This window comes from Kitasatospora sp. NPDC049285, assembly GCF_040678815.1.
In the GTDB taxonomy this organism is placed as follows: domain Bacteria; phylum Actinomycetota; class Actinomycetes; order Streptomycetales; family Streptomycetaceae; genus Kitasatospora.
Window position 1 is genome coordinate 1 of record NZ_JBFAQR010000043.1, and the last position, 16,497, is coordinate 16,497.

Annotated in this window: 20 protein-coding genes; 15 read left to right on the forward strand and 5 right to left on the reverse strand. The window is 75.0% G+C overall.

Features of this window, described 5'->3' with window-relative positions:
- The 6 genes from AB0K51_RS24090 to AB0K51_RS24115 form a co-directional block, all read left to right on the forward strand.
- On the forward strand, positions 1 to 208 hold a 208-nt coding region (locus tag AB0K51_RS24090; RefSeq protein WP_363458877.1), incomplete at its 5' end, for a sigma factor-like helix-turn-helix DNA-binding protein.
- Positions 205 to 546, forward strand: a complete 342-nt coding sequence (locus AB0K51_RS24095) for a hypothetical protein (protein WP_363458879.1) — start codon at positions 205 to 207, stop codon at positions 544 to 546. The genes AB0K51_RS24090 and AB0K51_RS24095, both read left to right, overlap by 4 nt.
- A 26-nt stretch (positions 547 to 572) precedes the next feature.
- A complete protein-coding gene (locus AB0K51_RS24100; protein ID WP_363458880.1) occupies positions 573 to 1,112 on the forward strand; it encodes a hypothetical protein in 540 nt (179 codons plus the stop codon).
- Positions 1,113 to 1,554: 442 nt separating this feature from the next.
- Entirely contained in the window at positions 1,555 to 2,202 is a 648-nt protein-coding gene (locus AB0K51_RS24105; protein WP_363458882.1) for a TetR/AcrR family transcriptional regulator, read from the forward strand.
- 51 nt (positions 2,203 to 2,253) lie between these two features.
- Entirely contained in the window at positions 2,254 to 2,667 is a 414-nt protein-coding gene (locus AB0K51_RS24110; RefSeq protein ID WP_363458970.1) for a GNAT family N-acetyltransferase, read from the forward strand.
- Between the two features lie 149 nt (positions 2,668 to 2,816).
- Positions 2,817 to 3,083, forward strand: coding sequence for a GlsB/YeaQ/YmgE family stress response membrane protein (locus AB0K51_RS24115; protein ID WP_363458972.1), 267 nt, complete (start codon positions 2,817 to 2,819; stop codon positions 3,081 to 3,083).
- Positions 3,084 to 3,128: 45 nt separating this feature from the next.
- Here the strand turns inward: AB0K51_RS24115 and AB0K51_RS24120 are convergent, their stop codons facing one another.
- Entirely contained in the window at positions 3,129 to 4,037 is a 909-nt protein-coding gene (locus AB0K51_RS24120) for an ADP-ribosylglycohydrolase family protein (RefSeq protein WP_363458884.1), read from the reverse strand.
- Positions 4,038 to 4,730: 693 nt separating this feature from the next.
- Between AB0K51_RS24120 and AB0K51_RS24125 the strand changes: the two genes are divergently transcribed.
- From AB0K51_RS24125 to AB0K51_RS24155, 7 genes are all read left to right on the forward strand, one after another.
- Positions 4,731 to 5,954, forward strand: coding sequence for a M20 family metallopeptidase (locus AB0K51_RS24125; protein ID WP_363458885.1), 1,224 nt, complete (start codon positions 4,731 to 4,733; stop codon positions 5,952 to 5,954).
- A 271-nt stretch (positions 5,955 to 6,225) separates the two neighbouring features.
- Entirely contained in the window at positions 6,226 to 7,170 is a 945-nt protein-coding gene (gene paaA / locus AB0K51_RS24130) for a 1,2-phenylacetyl-CoA epoxidase subunit PaaA (RefSeq protein ID WP_363458887.1), read from the forward strand.
- The gene (gene paaB, locus AB0K51_RS24135) at positions 7,167 to 7,463 is read left to right on the forward strand and encodes a 1,2-phenylacetyl-CoA epoxidase subunit PaaB (RefSeq protein ID WP_363458889.1); all 297 of its coding nucleotides are present in this window, start codon (positions 7,167 to 7,169) and stop codon (positions 7,461 to 7,463) included. The genes paaA and paaB overlap by 4 nt, the downstream gene beginning before the upstream one ends.
- 32 nt (positions 7,464 to 7,495) lie before the next feature.
- Complete coding sequence (gene paaC / locus AB0K51_RS24140; RefSeq protein ID WP_363458891.1) at positions 7,496 to 8,377, forward strand: 1,2-phenylacetyl-CoA epoxidase subunit PaaC; 882 nt, start codon at positions 7,496 to 7,498, stop codon at positions 8,375 to 8,377.
- Positions 8,371 to 8,871, forward strand: coding sequence for a 1,2-phenylacetyl-CoA epoxidase subunit PaaD (paaD, locus tag AB0K51_RS24145; RefSeq protein ID WP_363458892.1), 501 nt, complete (start codon positions 8,371 to 8,373; stop codon positions 8,869 to 8,871). The genes paaC and paaD overlap by 7 nt, the downstream gene beginning before the upstream one ends.
- On the forward strand, positions 8,871 to 9,938 hold the full coding sequence (gene paaE, locus AB0K51_RS24150) for a 1,2-phenylacetyl-CoA epoxidase subunit PaaE (RefSeq protein WP_363458894.1): 1,068 nt from the start codon (positions 8,871 to 8,873) through the stop codon (positions 9,936 to 9,938). The genes paaD and paaE overlap by 1 nt, the downstream gene beginning before the upstream one ends.
- 75 nt (positions 9,939 to 10,013) lie before the next feature.
- Entirely contained in the window at positions 10,014 to 10,397 is a 384-nt protein-coding gene (locus AB0K51_RS24155) for a hypothetical protein (protein WP_363458896.1), read from the forward strand.
- A 15-nt stretch (positions 10,398 to 10,412) separates the two neighbouring features.
- Here AB0K51_RS24155 and AB0K51_RS24160 read toward each other — a convergent pair whose 3' ends face one another.
- The 3 genes from AB0K51_RS24160 to AB0K51_RS24170 all read right to left on the reverse strand — a co-directional run bounded on the left by AB0K51_RS24160 (position 10,413) and on the right by AB0K51_RS24170 (position 13,130).
- Positions 10,413 to 11,477, reverse strand: coding sequence for an NAD(P)-binding domain-containing protein (locus tag AB0K51_RS24160; RefSeq protein WP_363458973.1), 1,065 nt, complete (start codon positions 11,475 to 11,477; stop codon positions 10,413 to 10,415).
- Between the two features lie 167 nt (positions 11,478 to 11,644).
- Positions 11,645 to 12,538: a hypothetical protein gene (locus AB0K51_RS24165; RefSeq protein WP_363458898.1), complete on the reverse strand. Its 894-nt coding sequence runs from the start codon at positions 12,536 to 12,538 to the stop codon at positions 11,645 to 11,647.
- A gap of 220 nt (positions 12,539 to 12,758) precedes the next feature.
- Positions 12,759 to 13,130, reverse strand: coding sequence for a YbjQ family protein (locus AB0K51_RS24170; RefSeq protein ID WP_363458900.1), 372 nt, complete (start codon positions 13,128 to 13,130; stop codon positions 12,759 to 12,761).
- Between the two features lie 176 nt (positions 13,131 to 13,306).
- Between AB0K51_RS24170 and AB0K51_RS24175 the strand changes: the two genes are divergently transcribed.
- Together AB0K51_RS24175 and AB0K51_RS24180 are read left to right on the forward strand one after the other, a co-directional pair.
- Positions 13,307 to 14,227, forward strand: a complete 921-nt coding sequence (locus AB0K51_RS24175; RefSeq protein WP_363458902.1) for a hypothetical protein — start codon at positions 13,307 to 13,309, stop codon at positions 14,225 to 14,227.
- A gap of 224 nt (positions 14,228 to 14,451) precedes the next feature.
- A complete protein-coding gene (locus tag AB0K51_RS24180; RefSeq protein WP_363458974.1) occupies positions 14,452 to 15,096 on the forward strand; it encodes a peptidyl-tRNA hydrolase in 645 nt (214 codons plus the stop codon).
- A gap of 28 nt (positions 15,097 to 15,124) precedes the next feature.
- Here the strand turns inward: AB0K51_RS24180 and AB0K51_RS24185 are convergent, their stop codons facing one another.
- Positions 15,125 to 16,123 carry an EamA family transporter gene (locus tag AB0K51_RS24185; protein ID WP_363458904.1) on the reverse strand — a complete coding sequence of 333 codons (999 nt, stop codon included), beginning with the start codon at positions 16,121 to 16,123 and terminating at the stop codon, positions 15,125 to 15,127.
- Positions 16,124 to 16,497 lie beyond the last annotated feature (374 nt).

Genomic DNA, 16,497 nt, shown 5'->3' on the forward strand with positions numbered 1-16,497 from the left:
GGCCACCTGGGCGGCCGCCGCCGTCGCGGCGCTGCCGCCCGACCAGCGGCGCGTGCTGGTCCTGCGCGACCTGCGGGGCTGGAGCGGCCGCGAGGTCGCGACCGCCCTCGGGCTCAGCACGGCCGCGATGAAGTCCCGCCTGCACCGCGCCAGACTCGCCGTCCAGCACACCCTCACCGTCGAGCCGGCCGCAGGTGACCGCCGATGACCACCTCGCGCGGCTTCGCCGGCTCCACCCTGCCCCGCCACCTGCTGCGCGGCGCCGTCGGCTTCGGCTCGCTCGCCGCCGCCGTCCTCCTGCTCCCCGCGGTCGGCCCGCTCAGCCTGCTCCTGCTGCCCCTCGGACTGTTCGCCCTGCGCGGCTGCCCGATGTGCTGGACGCTCGGCCTGATCGAGACCCTCTCCCGGGGCCGCCTCGACCGGACCTGCACGGACGGCAGTTGCCGCCTGGTGGGGAAGGAGGGCCGCCGTGGCCGGGTACTGTCCGGCTGGTTGATCAGATTGATCGGACCGCGTGCCGTGGCCCGTGGTCCGGCGCGAGAGTGAGGCACCTGCAGGTGTTTGCGGTACGGATGCGCGGCGCCGAGGCGGCATGCGACGACGACCGACCGGAGTTCGGCATCCCGGGCGAGCGCCGGGTCGGCGGGCTGGTCCCCGCCCGGCCGGTCAGCACGGGGGTCAAGGCCCGCGCGGTCCTGGAGCTGCACCGCAACCACGGCGGTCAGCGGGCCGTCGCCCTGCTGGGCGGCGAGTTCGTGCCGGGGGAGGGCGACCGGCTGGCCTGGCAGGTCGGGCTCGGGGAACCGGAGCGGTTCGCGCCGCTGCCGGGGCTGTTGCCCGGTGCGCTGCAGCCGGGCCTGCCCGACTGGCTGGGCGAAACGCCGGTGACCGGCCTGCGACCCCACCTCGACGGCGGGGCGCTCCCGGCGGGCCGGCTGGTGATCGACCGGGCGGGCTACGACCGGGAGTCCTCCCCGCTGCTGTTCGTCACGGCCGCCCGGCTCCTGCTGCACGTACTGCTGGCGCGCGCCTGCGGAGCGCCCGCCGGGCCGATCATCGCGACCTGGGCCGAGAGCGGCCGAACTCCCTTGGAGCTGCCGGGCGTTGGCTGACCGCGTCAGCTGCGGGAGACGCCCGGGCGGGCGCCGCTGTGCGGGAGGTCGTCGTCGAGCCAGCACGCCGAGTGGGAGGTGACGGTGAGGAGTTCGGCGAAGGCGGCGGTGGTGTCGCGGAAGGCGAGGTACGGGTCAGCGCCCAGAGGCCGGGCGGAAGAGGGGAGTTGGGGCTGGGCGGGGTCGGGTGGCGGGGAGCGACCGGCGTCAGCAGGGCGGGTGCGGCGAGCGTGTAGCCGTCGAGGTCGGCCCGGGCGGTGAGGGCGGCCCGGGCGGTGAGGGCGGCCCGGGCGGTGAGGGCGGCGGCGAGGCTCGCGGGAGACGCGCCCTCGCGGAGCCGGTGCAGCAGCAGCTCGCTGTGGCGGGGGAGGTCGGCGGCGAGGCGCTCGGCGGTAGTACTCAAAAGTAGCGAGGCGTCCGGGGAAGTCAATACGATGCGCGGATGGCCCCCTCCCAGGTTCCGGCGCGGCGGCTCTCCGCGGACCAGCGCCGGCAGCAGATCCTCGGCACCGCCCGGGAGTTGATGCGCGTCCGGGGACTCGACGAGGTCTCCGTGGAGACCGCAGCCCAGCAGGCCGGCGTCTCGCCCGGACTGCTGTTCCACTATTTCGGCTCGCAGCGCGGCTTCCGCGACGCGGTGGTCGAGCTCGTCGCGCAGGAGCTGCTGGAGCAGATCGCGCCCGACCCGGCGCTCAGCGCGGCCGGCCAACTCCGGTCCGGGATCGAGCGGTTCATCGACTTCGTGGCGCGCCATCCGACGCTCTACCAGGCCGTGGTCCGGCACGGCGCCCGCGGCGGCGCGGGCCGGATGGCCACCCTGCACCGCGCCGCCCGCACCACTCTCGCGCAGTGGATCACCGACGCGGTCACCGGTGCCGGCGCCCAGGCCTCGCCCCGGATCGCCCTCGCGGTGGCGGGCTGGCTCGCCTTCATGGAGGAGGCCGTGCTCGGCTGGCTGGCCGGCGCCGACCTCACCCGCGACGGGCTCGTCGAGCTCTGCGAACGGACCGCCTACCAGGTGCTGGAGACCGCCGTCGGCGACCCGCAGCGCTGGCCCGCGATCCGCGCCGCGTTCGATCTCTCGCCGTGATCGGACCCTTGACACCCGATCACCCGCCCGGCCACGCTCGCCGCCACACGGCTGCGGGTCCGCGCCGGCCGCGCCCACGCCGCGCTCGTCCTCGACGAGGACGGCACCGCCCAGGGCTGGTGCCAGTACGGCGACCCCGCCGAGGTCTCCCGGATCAAACACCGCCGGGCGTACGAGCAGGACGCGCCCGCCGAGCCGGACTGGCGGATCGGCTGCGTCTTCGTCGACCGCCGCCACCGGGGCCGGGGCGTGGCGCGCGCCGCGCTGGAGGGCGCGCTGGACCTGATCGCCCGGGCCGGCGGCGGATCGGTCGAGGCGATCTCCGAGGCCACCGCCGGACGGGAGGCCCCGGGACGCTTCCTGTACACCGCGACGGTCGAGCTCTTCGAGCAGCAGGGCTTCGAGCGGGTCCGGCAACTCGGCAAGCACGCCTGGCTGGTGAGCCGCCGGGTGGAGCCGCCCTGAGCCGCCCTGAGCCGTCGTCAGCGGTGCGGCGGCGGGAATGCGTTCGAGATGGCCGGAACCGGCCGGTCGTACGGTCGCGTCACCAGGGGCATCGGCACGACGTGATTGACCGCGACGACTCAGGGCAGGAGAACGACATGGGCAACGGTATGGGCATTGTCAGTTGGATCATCCTGGGGCTCCTCGCCGGAGCCATCGCCAAGCTCCTGCTGCCCGGCAAGGACCCGGGCGGCATCATCGTCACCACCCTGATCGGCATCGCCGGCTCCTTCCTCGGCGGCTGGCTCTCCACGAAGTTCCTGCACCGGTCGATCAACGTGCACTTCTTCGACCTCCCCACGTGGATCGCCGCGATCGCCGGCGCGCTGGTGCTGCTGATCGCCTACCGGATCGTCTTCGGCAGGTCACGCGACTGACGGTCCTCGAGGGCCCCGGGGCACCCCGGGGCCCCGCCCGATGACTCAGAGTCGGACCGGCTCCTGCGCCGCGAGCCACGCGTCCGGGACGCCGGTCAGGCCCGTGCGGGCGGCGACGACGGCGGCGGCGATGGCGCAGGTGGTGTCCATGTCGCCCCAGCCGCCGAGGGTGAGCCAGAGCGCCTCGGAGAGGTCGTCCGGGGAGCTCGCGGCGGACCACAGCGCGAAGGGCACGGTGTCCTGCGCGGAGACCTGGAAGCCGGAGCCGAGGACGACCGCGGCGTGCCGGACGCTGGTGCCTCCCGGCAGCCGCGCGGCGATCCGCAGGCCGGAGCGGACCTCGCTCTCCGGCAGGAGACCGGCCACCTCGGACAGGAAGTCCTCGCGGGACGGCGCGGCCGAACCGCGGGAGCGGACCGCGAGGGCCGCGGCCAGCGCCACCGCGAGCGCGCCCGCCGTGGCCTCGGGGTGGGCGTGGGTGGCCGTCGCGGAGCGGGCGGCCTGCTCGGCGACGACCGACAGGTCGTCGGCGAACCAGGCGCCGAGCGGGCCGACCCGCATCGCCGCGCCGTTGCCGTGCGACCCCTGACCGCCGAACAGGGCGGAGGTCACCGCGACGTGGTCCGCGCCGTCGTGGACCGCGCGCAGCACCTGGTGCATCGACGGGCCGTACTTGCGGTGCGGCACCGCCGTGTACTCGGCCGCGAACTCCCGCGCCAGCTCCGCCGGGTGCACCTCGCCCCGGCGCGCGAGGTGCCGGTGGAGGACCAGCGCCATCGCGGTGTCGTCCGTCCAGTGCCAGGGGCCGGGACGGGTGATCCGGGACGCGTACTCGGCGGAGGCCTCGTCGACGGGCGGGTGGAACCAGCGGTCGCCGAAGGCATCGCCGAGGGCCAGGCCGCGCAGGCTGTCCAGCGCGGCGGGCGGCGGGGGCACGAGGGCGAGGGCGGACACGGCGGGACTCCGGGGCGTTCGGATGCCAGGGGCACGGGGTGGACGGTGCGGCCGATTCTGGCGACGGACCGGTGCATCCGTCGAACGGATTTCCGGACTGGTACCAAAGGCTGATCCGGTGTCACCCATCGGACGGGGTTCGCTCGTCCGTGGGCGGTTCGTGCTGCCGATCCGCCCCCGTGGGTCCAAGGTGGGAATCGGACGCGCTCGGAAGATCGCGTCCCGCTCGCCGCGCCAGGCCCCGGGCATCGTGCGCGCCCCGAAGGACTCCGTCCGCCGGGCGTGCGCCCCCGGTCCGACACGGCGGGCGGAGTGCCGGGCCACCTCGCAGGGAGACGAACGAATCTTCTAGGCTCGCTTCCGGTCCCCCTGCCCGGTGCCCGGCCGCACCGGGGAACGGAGACCGACGTCCCCGAACCCCGGGCCGAGCCGGGGTCGCGGACCGAGCGAGGAGGACGCAGTGTTGCCCAGCCCGAGGTCGCACCGGTCGCCGAGGCCGAGCCCGACGCCGCGCACAACCCCCGCCGGGTCCGCCCGTCCGCGGATACCCCATCACGTCCGCCGCCCCGCCGGAGGTGCGAGGTGAGCCCGCATACCGCGGCCCCAGGACCGCATACCGACACTGCGCCCGCCGCGCCGGCCGACCCCTCACCTCGACCGACCGGACCCGAACTCGCCACCACCGCACCGGCGGTGGACACCCGTGCCGCCACCGCCACCGCGACCGCGACCGGACCCGAACCGGCGGCCACCGCCGCCCTGCCCGGCCTTCCGCAGGCACTCACCAGCCGCGCCCGCACCCTGGCCGGCGCCGTCCGCCGCCGCTGCGCCGACCTCGCCCGGATCGAGTCGCCGTCCGGGGACGCCCCCCGGCTCGACGCGCTCGCCGAGGAACTCACCGCCGGCTACGCCGCCACCGGTGCCGAGGCCGTCCGCGAGGCCGGACCCCACGGGGACCATCTGGTGCTCAGCTGGCCCGGCGAGCGGGAGGACCTCCCGCACCTGCTGGTGGTCGGCCACCACGACACCGTCTGGCCGGTCGGCACCCTCGCCGACTGGCCCGTCGAAGTCAACGACGGCCGGCTCAGCGGTCCCGGCGTCCTCGACATGAAGGGCGGACTCGCCCTGCTGGAAGGGGCGTTCGCACTCCTCGCCGACCTCGGGCAGCGTCCGCACCGCCCGGTCCGGATGGTCGTGGTCTCCGACGAGGAGGTCGGCAGTCCCGACGGCCGCCGCCTGGTCGAACGCCACCTGCGCGGCGCCGCCGCCGTCCTCGGCCTGGAACCCGGCCATCCCGACGGCCGCCTCAAGACCGCCCGCCGCGGCTCCAGCCGGGTCCGGCTCACCGTCACCGGACGCGAGGCGCACGCCGGGAACGACGCCGCGGAGGGCGTCTCCGCCGTCGACGAACTCGTCGACCAGCTGGTCGCCGTACGCGGCCTCACCCAGCCCGGCACCGAGCTCAACGCCGGGCGGATCAGCGGCGGCACCCGCGCCAACGTGGTGGCCGGCCGGGCCGAAGCCGAACTCGGCCTGCGCTTCTCCACCGCCGAGGCGCAACGGCGCACCCTCGACACCCTCGCCCACCTCACCGCGACCCGCCCCGGCGCCGACGTCAGCACCGAGGTCCTCTCCAGCCGCCCCGCCTGGCCCGAACGCACCGGCAACCCGCTGCTCCGCCACGTCCGCTCCCTCGCCGCGGCGCTCGGCCAGCACCTCGACGGCGCACCCGCGGGCGGTGCGGGGGACACCAACCTGGCCGGCGCGAGGGGTCTGCCGACCCTGGACGGCCTCGGCGCGGTGGGCGGCGGGCCGCACGCGCGCCACGAACACCTCCGCGTCGACCAGCTCGGTCCCCGGATCGCGCTGCTGGCGGCGTTGTTGGCGGTGCCGTTGCCGCGACTGCGCGAGCGCTAGGCAAGGGGCTCGGGAGGAACGGACCAGGGGCTCTGGGAGTACCTCCCGGCCCCCCTTGGGGCTGGGGGCGGAACTGCGAGGCGAGTGGCTGGTGGTCTGGAGTCGGCTGGCGGTCTTGGAGACCTCCATGCGCCCAGACCTCGCAGCGCCCTGTGACCCCTGGCGCCACGAACCCCCGCCATTCCCCGGGCCCCTGGATGGTGCCTTGCCAGAGAGTAGCTGTCGCGTACAGAATGGAACCGACCGAACGGTCAGTCGGGAGGTGGGTCGCGTGGAGCAGCTCGCGCAGTTGGAGTCGCGGTTCGAGGCTGTGGTGGCCGCGGAGCAGCGGGTGGAGCCCCGGGACTGGATGCCGGAGGCGTACCGGGCGACGTTGGTGCGGCAGATCGCGCAGCACGCGCACTCCGAGATCATCGGCATGCAGCCGGAGGGCAACTGGTTGACCCGGGCGCCGTCGTTGCGGCGCAAGGCGATCCTGTTGGCGAAGGCGCAGGACGAGGCCGGGCACGGGTTGTACCTGTACGCGGCGGCGGAGACCCTCGGGGTGGACCGCGCGGAGCTGACCGAGAAGCTGGTCGACGGGCGGCAGAAGTACTCGTCGATCTTCAACTACCCGACGTTGAGCTTCGCCGACGTGGGCGTGATCGGCTGGCTGGTGGACGGCGCGGCGATCTGCAACCAGGTGCCGCTGTGCCGGTGCAGCTACGGGCCGTACGCGCGGGCGATGGTGCGGATCTGCAAGGAGGAGTCCTTCCACCAGCGGCAGGGCTACGAGCTGCTGATGACGCTGATGGCGGGGACGGACGCGCAGCGCGCGATGGTGCAGGACGCGGTGGACCGCTGGTGGTGGCCGTCGCTGATGATGTTCGGCCCGCCGGACGGTGCGTCGCCGAACAGCGAGCGGTCGATGGCGTGGCGGATCAAGCGGCACAGCAACGACGAGCTGCGTCAGCGCTTCGTCGACATGACGGTTCCGCAGGCCGAGCACCTGGGCGTGACGCTGCCCGATCCGGCGCTGGCGTGGAACGAGGAGCGCGGCAGCTGGGACTTCGGCGAGCCGGACTGGTCGGAGCTGCAGCAGGTGATCAAGGGCCAGGGCCCGTGCAACGCGCAGCGGGTGGAGCGGCGGCGCGCCGCCCACGAGGACGGTGCGTGGGTGCGCGAGGCGGCGCTGGCGTACGCGGAGAAGCACGGGCGGAAGGAGAGCGCGCGATGAGCGGAGCGGACCGGGCGGGTTGGCCGCTGTACGAGGTGTTCGTGCGGCCGAGGCGCGGGCTGAACCACGTGCACGTGGGCTCGCTGCACGCCGCCGACGACCGGATGGCGCTGCTGGCCGCGCGTGACCTGTACACCCGGCGCAACGAGGGCGTCAGCCTGTGGGTGGTGCGGTCGGACGCGATCACCGCGTCCACCCCGGACGAGCAGGACCCGTTCTTCGCGCCGAGCGGCGACAAGGTGTACCGCCACCCGACGTTCTACGAGATTCCCGAGGACGTCCCGCACATCTGACCGACCGTCAACCGACCCGCAGGGAACGCGACATGACCGACGACCACGTGTACCTCTCGCTCGCCGAGGCCGGGCCGGAGCCGGACGGCGAGGCCCGCTGGGCGTACGGCACCGGCTTCGCCGACCCGTTGCTGGGCGTGGACGCCGAGCTGCCGGCCGGAGTCGACGGGGCCGACCTCGCGGCGTACTGCCTGATGCTCGGCGACGACGCGCTGGTGCTGGCCCAGCGGCTGATCCAATGGGTCACCCGGGCACCGGAGTTGGAGGAGGAGGTGGCGCTGGCCAACCTCGGCCTCGACCTGCTGGGGCAGGCCCGCCGGCTCCTCACCCGGGCCGGGCAGGCCGACGGCAGCGGCCGCGACGAGGACCAACTGGCGTACTGGCGCGAGGAGTCCGCCTACCGCAACGTGCGGCTGGTGGAGCTGGAGAACGGCGACTTCGCGCAGTGCGTGGCCCGGTTGCTGCTGTTCGCCACCGCGCGGGAGGAGCTGTACCGGCGGCTGGCGTCGTTCGCCGACCCGGTGCTGGCGGCCGTCGCGGCGCTCGGCGTCAAGGAGTTGGCGTACCACCGCGAGTACGCCGAGTCGTGGGTGCTGCGGCTCGGCGACGGCACCGCGTACTCGCGGGAGCGGATGCAGGCCGCGCTGGACGCGCTGTGGCCGTGGCTGGACGAGCTGTTCACCCCGCACGAGGTCGAACTGCGGCTCGGCGTCGACCCGTCGGCGCTGCGCGCGCCGGTGCTGGAGCGGCTGGCCGCGGTGCTGGGCGAGGCCACGTTGAGCGTGCCGCAGACGCTGCCGCGGGCGTTCGTCAACGGCCGGGGCGGGCGGCACGGGGTGCACACCGAGGCGCTCGGGCCGATGCTCGCCGAACTGCAGGTGGTGGCCCGGGCCCACCCGGGGGCGACGTGGTGACCACCATCACCCGGGCCTGGGAGGTCGCCGCCGCCGTGCCCGACCCCGAACTGCCCATGCTCACCCTCGCGGACCTCGGCGTGCTGGCCGAGGTCGAGGAACGGGACGGCGAACTCACCGCCTGGCTCACCCCCACGTACTCCGGCTGCCCCGCCATCGCGGAGATGGCCGCCGACGTCGCGGCCCGGCTGCACACCGCCGGGTTCCCGACGGCGCGGGTGCGGCTGCGCCTGGACCCGCCGTGGTCCAGCGACCGGATCAGTGCGGAGGGCCGCCGCAAGCTGGCCGAGGCCGGGATCGCCCCGCCCACCCGCGGCGGATCGCCGACTCCCGGCGGCCTGCTGGCACTCGGCCCGACCCGGCTGGCCGTGTCGTGCCCGCAGTGCGGCTCCACCGACACCGAGGAGCTCTCCCGGTTCGGCTCCACCGCGTGCAAGTCCCTGTGGCGGTGCCGCAGTTGCCGCGAACCCTTCGACCGGATCAAGGAGATCTGATGGCCGCCCGCCGCCCGGTGTTCCACCAACTGCCGATCGGCGCCCTGGAACGGCTCTGCGAGGACGCCGTCGCGGTGACCTTCGACGTCCCCCAGGAGCTGGCCGAGGAGTTCGCCTTCCGCCCCGGCCAGACCCTCACGCTGCGCCGGATCGTCGACGGCGTCGACGAGCGCCGCTCCTACTCGCTGTGCTCCCCGGTCGGCGGGCCGCTGCGGATCGCCGTCCGCGAGGTCCCCGGCGGGCTGTTCTCGCACTGGCTGGTGCGGCAGACCGCGGTCGGCGAGCAGGTCGAAGTCCTGCCGCCCGCAGGCGCGTTCACCGCCGACCCGGGCGAGCCCGGCGAGCACGTGCTGATCGCCGCCGGCTCCGGCATCACCCCGATGCTGTCCATCGCCGGCTCGGTGCTGGCCGGCCACCCCGACTCGCGGGTCACCCTGCTGTACGGCAACCGGCGCAGCGACACCGTGATGTTCGCCGACGAGCTGGCCGACCTGAAGGACCGCTACCTGGAGCGGTTCCAACTCGTCCACGTGCTCTCCCGGGAGAGCCGCGACGCCGAACTGCTCAGCGGCCGCCTCGACCCCGACCGGGTCAAGGCGCTGCTGGAGGCGCTGGTCGACGTCCCGGCGGTGGACCACTGGTGGCTGTGCGGCCCGTTCGGGATGGTGGCCGGCACCAAGGAACTGCTCGCCGGAGTGGGCGTCCCCGCCGAGCGGGTGCACCAGGAGCTGTTCCACGCCGAGGACGAGATCGTCGAGGAGCGGCCGGAGGAGCCGGCGGCCGACACCGACGCCAGCGAGGTCACCCTGGTTCTGGACGGTCGGGCCAGCACCCTCGCCCTTCCGCGCGACCGCTCGATCCTCGACGGCGCCCAACGCGCCCGTCCGGACCTGCCGTTCGCCTGCAAGGGCGGCGTCTGCGGCACCTGCCGGGCGCTGGTCTGCGACGGAAAGGTCGAGATGCGCCGCAACTTCGCCCTGGAGGCCGCCGAACTCGCCGCCGGGTACGTCCTCACATGCCAGGCCCGGCCGGTGTCCGACCGGGTGACCGTCGACTACGACCGCTGACCGCGGCGGCGCCCGCCGGACCGGTTCCGGGGGGTGCCGTCGCGGCCGCTCGGGCCGCCGAGCAGAATCTCCGTCATGTCAAGTGACCCCGAGGACGTCCCCGCCCCGGTCGAGGGACTGACGATCGACCAGTTCATGGCCCCGCTGCGCGCGAACATGCCGAGAGCCGGCGACTTCGGGCGCGCGGGCATCGAAGCACTGGGCAACCCCGTCCCGATGATGGTGATCAACGAGGGCGGCGAGCCGCTGGAACTGTTCGTCGAACCGATGGCCCGCGCGTACCGGCTGCAGCCCGGCGAGCAGGTCATGGTGACCTCCTACGGCGAGTGGGCCGACTACCCGTTCGAGACCGTGCACGAGCCGGGCCGGCTCACCGTGTGGGTGGTGTCCTGGTTCGGCACGGTCACCTACCGGGACGGCCGCGAGGTGCCCGTCAGCGACGAGAGCCCCGAGGACTGACCCGTTCGCAGGGCCTCAGCGGGCCACCGGCTGGGGCGAGTCGGCGTGTTCGGCGTCTCCGGCGCGGAGCAGGCGGACGACCTCGTTGACCGCGGTGCGGCCGGCGCGGTTGGCGCCGACGGTGGAGGCGGACGGGCCGTAGCCGAGCAGGTGGATGCGGGGGTCCCCGGTGACGTGGGTGCCGGTGAGCCGGATGCCGCCGCCGGGGGCGCGGAGGCCCAGCGGGGCGAGGTGGGTGAGCTCGGCGCGGAAGCCGGTCGCCCAGATGATCGCGTCGACGGGCACCTCCTCGTCGCCCCACGCCACCCCGTGCTCGGTCAGCCGGTCGAACATCGGTCGGCGGTGCAGCACGCCGAGCTGCTCGGCGCGGCGGTAGGCGACCGACGGGCCGAGCCCGGTCACCGAGACCACGCTGCGCACCGGCAGGCCCTCGCGGACCCGCTCCTCGACCTTGGCGACCACCTCGCGGCCGTACTCGGGCGTGAACGGGCCCTCATGGAAGACCGGCGGGGTACGGGTGACCCAGACCGTCTCGGCGACCGCGCCGACCTCGGACAGCACCTGGATCGCGGAGGCCCCGCCGCCGACCACCAGCACCCGCCGGCCGGCGAACTCCGCCGGTCCGCGGTAGTCCGCGTAGTGCAGCTGGCGGCCCGCGAAGCGGCCGGGGTAGCGGGGCAGGAACGGGCGGGTCCAGGTGCCCGTGGCGTTCAGCAGCGCGCGGGTCAGCCAGCGGCCCGCGTCGGTCTCCACCAGCAGCCGGCCGTCCGGCTGGTCGCGCACCGCCAGGACCTTGACCGGCCGCACCACCGGCAGGGCGTGCCTGGCCTCGTACGCGGCGAAGTAGCCGGGGACGGCGACCCGCGCCGGGGTGGCCGGGTCGGTGGCGGGCAGCTCGAAGTCCGGAAGGTCGTGGAAGCCGTGCACGGTGGCCATGGTCAGCGAGGGGGAGCGGTGCGCCCAGGCCCCGCCGGGGGCGTCGTCCGCGTCCAGCACGACGAAGCCGGTGTACGGGGCGAAGCCGCGCCGGCGCAGGTGGTAGGCGGCGGACAGGCCCGCCTGGCCCGCGCCGATCACCAGGGCGTCGACCTCGGCGGGCGCGTCGGGCGCCGTCCCGGTGAGGTCCCGCCGCGGGGCGGGGTTCCGCCGCGGGGCGGGGTTCCGCTGCGGGGCGAGGTCCTGCCGCGGGGCGAGGTCCTGCCGCGGGGCGAGGTCCTGCTGCCGGGCGATGGTTGCACCGTAAACAGTCACGAGGGTGAAACATCGGGCCGCGGCCGGGTGTTCCCCGGCAGCAGGCGGGTCGCGGCGGCGGCGAGCCGGTCCGGGCCCTTGGGGTGGAGGGCGAGGAAGAGTCGCGGCTCGGTCAGCTCCAGTTCGATCAGCGCGGGTGCACCGTCCTCGGTGCGGACCAGGTCGAGGCGGGCGTAGAGCAGCTCGCGGCGCTCCGGAACCGTCGCCAGCACCTGCTCGGCGAGCGCCAGCTGGTCGGCCTCGGGCTCGCGCGCGACGTCCGCGAAACCGCCGCCGAGCATCGGCCCGCGGCGCACCGCGTGGCTGAACTCCCCGCCCAGGAACAGCAGCGAGGTCTCGCCCTCGTCCTCCACCATCGACAGGTACGGCTGCACCATCGCGGTGCGGCCCGCGGCGGTGAGGCCGGCGATGTGGGCCAGCGCGGCGCCGTGGTCGGTGGTGCGCAGCGTGTCGCGGGCGCCCGAGGAGACCGTCGGCTTCACCACCAGCTCCGGCCAGTCGAACCCGGCCGGCTCCTCGCCGGGGGCGACCCAGGCGGTCGGCACGATCGGCACCCCGGCGGCGGCCAGCTCGCGCAGGTAGGTCTTGTCGGTGTTGCGCTCCAGCACCGGCACCGGGTTGGCCAGCCGGGTGAGCGCCGCCGTCCGCCGGGCCCAGGACAGGAAGGCGTCCCGGCGCAGGATGTAGTCCCAGACGCTGCGCACCAGCACCAGGTCGTAGCCGGTCCACTCGGCGCTCCGGTCGTCCCAGACCACCGCGTCGGCGACCACCCCCAGCCGGGCGAACGCGGCCAGCACCGGCAGCATCTCCACGTCCTCGACGCCCTGGCAGGTCGCGTACGCGACCCGGGGGGTGCGCGGGCGGACGGGGGCGGTCAGGGCGGTGCTCACGAGAGGCTCCAGGCGTCGCGCGGGATGGTCCGCAGCGAGGCTCTAATGCACCCCTGAGCAGTGTCAACCGGTATTACGTACCGTCCGACTAAATGACCGTCACAAAGTCATCTCATGACCTTCACATCATCGGACCGTTCCGCTGGTGCCCGCGTCGGTGCCCAGGTCGGTCACCAAGGCGGCGTCGAACCGCACCGGCACCCCGGCCGGGCCCTCGCGGTCAGCCGATCGGCGCGATCACCGCGGCGGTGCCGTACGCGCAGACCTCGGTGCCCACGTCCGCGGCCTCGGTGACGTCGAAGCGCATCATCAGCACCGCGTTGCCGCCACGGGCCTTGGTCTGCTCGACCAGCCGCTCCATCGCCTGGTTGCGGGTCTCCACGAGCGTCTTCGTGAGGCCGCGCAACTCGCCGCCCACCAGCGACTTCAGGCCCGCGCCGATCTGCGAGCCGAGGTGGCGCGAACGCACCGTCAGGCCGAAGACCTCGCCGATGACCCGCTCCACGCGGTGGCCCGGCACGTCATTGGTGGTGACCACCAGCACACCGCCGGCCGGGTCCTGCCCGCCGCCGAAGTCGTCCAGATTTCCCATGGGCCCCACCCTCCGGCATCCCCCGCCCCCGGCCCAAGCAGCCACGCCGGGCGCGGCCCGGACCGGTCGCCCCGGCACCTCGCGTCGGCCCAGCTCGGGCCGGTCGGACGGGTGTCCGATCGATCGGTTCCGGAGAGCTGATGGACACCGGTGCCCGGGTTTGTCAACCTTGTCGCATGGGCGAGCGAAGCGATCATCCACAGGGGCCTGGCGCGGCGGAGGAATCCGGCGCGCAGGAGATCGAGGCCACGGTGGTGCTGGGTATCCGGATCACCGACTGGCCGGCGTTGCGGGCTGCCGCGCGGGCGGCGGTCGAGGAGTTGGACTTCGCCGGGATCGATCCGGCGGGCCAGCGCGCGGAGCTGCTGCGTGAGGTCTCCGAGGACCCGAACGCGGCCCTCGGGGCACTGCTGCACCCCGACCGCCTGGTCGCCGCGATCCCCGGCATCGAGGCACTCGGCGGGACGCTGGAGATCAGCGTCACCGACGAGTTCGGGCCCGACTTCGCCGAACTCTTCCCGCTCGACGGGGACGACGGCGACACCGGCGACTGGACCCTCACCCCGCGCACCGCCTGCCTGGTGCACACCCAGCTGATCGGCCTCGCCGACGCCGCGTACGAGGACCTCGACGAGCACGGCGAGGACCCGGTCACCGTCGCCGACGAGACCGACTGGACGGTCTTCGCCCGGCTCCCGCAGCGCACCTGGAACCAGCACCGCGGCTGGCGCCGGGCCTTCGCCCGTGCCTTCGACGACCTCGCCGACGATCTTGCGCTCGGCGAGTGGCCGCTGCCGCGCAGCCTCGCCGAGGACCTGGCGCTGCGCCTCGCGCTGGCCGACGCCCGCGCCCTGCTCGGCGCCCAGCCGGAGTCGGTCGCCGACATGATGGGCGACCTGCCCGCCGACCTGTACGACTACGACTGGGACGGCTGCACCGACGAACTCTTCGGCGTCTACGGCCCGGAGGACGACGGCTCCGACCTGGACGCCGCCCAGCGCATCGACCGGTTGCTGGGCGCCACCCACCCCGAGGGCTGGTTCCTCGGGTACGAGGACGCCGAGGAACGCGACCCGGGCCGGGGCTACCGGCGCTGAACTGGCATGCTGGTGGGGTGAGCTCACCGTTCGACCTCCCCGCCGACCGTCCGTCCGCCGCGTCCGCCGCCGTGCCGGCCGGGGGTGCGCCCGGCCCGGATGCACCCGCGGCTGCTGTTGGCGCGGGGGGCGTTCCCGCGGAGGGCGTTCCCGTTCCCGCGGAGGGCGTTCCCCTTCCCGCGGTCGGCGGGCATGCCGAGGACCGGGACGCCCGGCCGCAGTTCGTGCTGCCGTTGGTGGTCCGGCTGGAGCGGGTCGACCCGCCCGGCCGGACCGACGCGCTGGAGACCTCGGCGCGGGCCGTGCTCACCCTGCTCGCCGACGAGCGGGCGGTGGACGGCGGCGAGTGGGCCGAGCGGATCGCCGCCTGGGAGGACGCCCGGATCCGCAAGGTGGTGCGGCGGGCCCGTGGCGGCGAGTGGCGCAAGGCCGGCGAACTGCCCGGCATCACCGTCACCGGCGAGAGCGCCGAGGTGCGGGTCTTCCCGCCGATCCCGCTGGACGGCTGGCCCAAGGAGCTCGCCAAGCTTCAGGTCTCCGGCACCGACCTGGACGACCCCGCGGACCCCGGCCCGGCCCCCGAGGGCGTCCCGGTGCTGTGGCTCAACCCCGAGCTGGAGATGAGCGCGGGCAAGACCATGGCGCAGACCGGCCACGCCGCCCAGCTCGCCTGGTGGCGGCTGGACGACGCGCAGCGCAAGGAGTGGGCGGACAACGATTTCCGACTGGCCGTCAGGACCGCTCCCGCCGACGCCTGGCCCGCCCTCACCGACGGCTCGCTGCCGGTGGTCCGCGACGCCGGCTTCACCGAGATCGCCCCCGGCAGCTGCACCGTCGTCGCCGACCACCCGGCGTTCCGCACCGCCTGACGCCGAGTCGGTCGGCCTTGACGCAGGGTCAGGCGGCCCGCGGCCCGGTGCGCTGTCCGGTGCTGCGCAGCTCGGCGCGGGCCAGGGCCGTGACCGAGAGCAGCAGGACGGCGGTGCCGGTCAGGGTGGCGGGCGTGAGCGGCTCGCCGAGGAAGGCGCCGGCGATGGCGGTGGCGCTGAGCGGTTCGATCAGGGCGATCACCGAGGCGGTGGCGGCCCGGATCGCGGCCGCGCCGGCGAAGTAGAGCGCGTAGGCGAGAGCGGTCGGCACGGTCGCCAGGTAGCCGAGCAGCAGCGCGGTGCCGGGCAGGTCGGCGCCGGCCGCGGGGAGCAGGCCCTCGGCGAGGCCGAACGGCAGCAGGCAGACCGCGCAGATCGCGAACGACCACAGGGTGGTGTCGGCCGGGTCGTCGGCGACGCCGGTCCGGGCGTGGTGGCGGGTGGCCAGGGTGATCGCCGCGTAGCCGGCCGCGGAGGCCAGCGCCCAGGCCAGGCCGGGCAGTTGCACGCCGGTGTCGCCGGCGCCGCCGAGCACCAGGACGCCCAGGCCGAGCAGCGCGCCCGTCACCGCCAACGCCCCGGCGCGGCCGAGCCGTTCGCCCATCAGGAGCCGGCCGCCGAGCGCCACCAGCACCGGTGCCGCGCCGAGCGTGACCACGGTGGCGACGGCCAGCCCGGTGTGCCGGACGGCCAGGAAGTAGGCGGCCTGGAAGAGCGTCAGGCCGAGGCCGTTGAGCAGGATCCGCCCGAGCCGGCCGTTCTGGGCGACCCTGCCGTTCCGGGCGGCTTGGGTGGCTCGGGCGGTCCGGCCGGCGCCGTTGCGGCGGCGCGGTGCGGTGAACGGGCGTAGCGCCAGCAGGACGGCGGCGCCGCCGAGCGAACGCCAGAAGGTCAGGGCGAGCGGGCCGAGGCCGCTGTGCCGGAACAGCAGGGCGGCGACCGCCCCGGCGGTGCCCCAGGCGGTGGCGGCGAGGGCGACGTAGAGCAGGCCCCGCCGGACGGGCAGGGCAGAGTGCAGCGTGGACACGGGCGTACTCCCGAGAAGGGCCGTCATGGTCGGTGGTCCCGAGTGCGGGCAGCACCGACCGGCCCGGGGCATCGGCCCGGGTTGGCTCAGGAAGTGGCCGGCCGCCCGCTCAGACGGCGGGAGGTGGCAGGACGCCCACGTGCATGCGGTCACTGTACGCGAGCGGGTGCGGGTGCCGGCAGCAGGTCGTCCGCCCGCTGCCGGCATCCGCGGCGCTCAGGCCGACAGGCCCACCGCGCGGGCGTAGTCGGCCAGGTCGGCCGGGTTCTCGGTGGCCAGGCCGAGGTAGCCGTCCGGGCGGACCAGGAAGAGGCCGGGGCCGTAGGCGGGGGTGCGGACGACCGGGACGGCGGCGGGGAGGTCGCGGGGGAACG